Here is a 1,751-nt window from a genome sequence, read left to right as displayed (position 1 = left end):
CGATCGGCACCTGCGCGCCGGCCAGGTGGACGGGACCGTCCGCGGTGACGCCGGAGCCGACGGGCACCGGGGAGGCGGACGGCCCGGGACGCCAGCCGTCGGTGGCGGGCGGCGCGGGCGGCTGGGAGGGCATCGCGGGCATGGCGGCGCCGCGGCCCGGGGTGCGGCCGGTGGGGCGCTTGACCGGGATGCGGCCGCCGCGGCGGGACTCGATCAGAGCGACGGACCGTTCCGGCAGCCAGGCCGACGCGGTGCCGGAGTCGTCGCTGCCCGAGCCGAAGAGGTGCGGGGCGAGCTGGGCCTGGAGGTCGGCGGGCGAGGGCCGCAGCGTCGCCTCCATCTGCATGCAGGACTCGATGAGGGGCCGCAGCTCGTCGGGCAGCCCCTCCAGGTCGGGGCCCTCGCGCAGCAGCATGAACACGGTCTCGACCGGGTTGGCGCCGTGGAAGGGGGCGTGCCCGGTGGCCGCGAAGACGAGGGTGGAGCCGAGCGAGAAGACGTCGGAGGCGCCGGTGACGCTGCGCGAGTCCTTCGCCTGCTCCGGTGACATGTAGGCGGGGGTGCCGACGGCCACGTTGGTCATGGTGAGCCGGGTGTTCGAGACGCCCGAGGCGATGCCGAAGTCGATGACGCGCGGGCCGTCCTCGACGACCAGCACGTTCGACGGCTTGAGGTCGCGGTGGACGAGGCCCGCGCCGTGGATGGACTGCAGCGCCTCGGCGACGCCGGCGGCGAGCCAGCGCACCGCCTGGGCGGGCAGCGGCCCGCACTCGTTCACTATCTCCTCGAGGGAGGGTGCCGGGACGTAGGCGGTGGCGAGCCAGGGCACGGCCGCGCGCGGGTCGGCGTCGACGACGGCGGCCGTGTAGAAGCCGGACACCGCCCGGGCCGCCTCGACCTCGCGCGTGAAGCGCACCCGGAACAGCTGGTCCTCGGCGAGCTCGGTCCGCACCGTCTTGATCGCCACGCGCCGGCCCGAGGCCGACCGTGCCAGATAGACCAGACCCATGCCGCCCGCGCCGAGCCGTCCCAGGACCTCGAACGGACCGATCCGCCTCGGATCATGCTGCGTCAGCTGATCCACCACTTGCCTGCCACCTCCCCGTACGGGGCCTTCGCACTCCACGACCCCCGCCAGCGTCTCACCACCGAAGCGCTACGGCGGCACGCACCCCGATTCTTCCTGTCCGGGGCGCCGGTGGCGAACCCGGGGGCACATCGGGGTGTCACGGGAGGATGCGGGACGAGTCAGGCACCCGGAGCGCGGCGGAACGTCTCTCACGCGCCCGGCGCGCACACCGCGAAGACGGCACCCTGGTCGTCGGCGAGCACCGCGAGCGGCCCGTACGGGGAGGGGTGCGGGCCGCCCTGCACCCGGCCGCCGAGCCGGACGGCCTCGGCGCACAGGGCGGCGGTGTCGGCGCAGGCGAAGTGCGGGAGCAGCCGGGCGGGCGGTGCGGGGACGGGGCGGCGGGCCAGCTCGGTGCGGCGGTGCCCCGCGGGCGGGCGCCAGGTCCGCAGGCCGGGCGCCGGGTCGCGCACGGTGTAGCCGAAGACCCGCTCGTAGAAGGGGTCGCTGAGGGCGGGGTCGGGGGTGTGGAGTTCGGCGTGGTGGAAGGTGCCGGGGGTGCCGGTGCGCTCGAAGCCGCGGTGGCTGCCGGCCTGCCGGAGGCCGAAGGGGGCGCCCTCGGGACCGGCGGCGAGGGCGACGGTGGCCTGGGTCCCGCCGGGCAGCGGTCCTGCGGCGATCC

General features: G+C 76.2%; 2 protein-coding genes. Both read right to left on the bottom strand.

Annotated features, from left to right (window positions below):
- Nucleotides 1–1,087, bottom strand: a 1,087-nt coding sequence (locus GTW43_RS04790; protein WP_161300361.1) for a serine/threonine-protein kinase, incomplete at its 3' end; no start/stop codon positions are given.
- 191 nt (nt 1,088–1,278) lie between these two features.
- Nucleotides 1,279–1,751: VOC family protein (locus tag GTW43_RS04785; RefSeq protein WP_202501046.1), on the bottom strand; the 473-nt coding region annotated here is incomplete at its 5' end.

It is taken from the genome of Streptomyces sp. SID5785, from assembly GCF_009870065.1.
In the GTDB taxonomy this organism is placed as follows: Bacteria; Actinomycetota; Actinomycetes; order Streptomycetales; family Streptomycetaceae; genus Streptomyces.
Note: the sequence above shows the minus strand (reverse complement) of the source record. Positions and strands in the feature narration are given on the sequence as shown.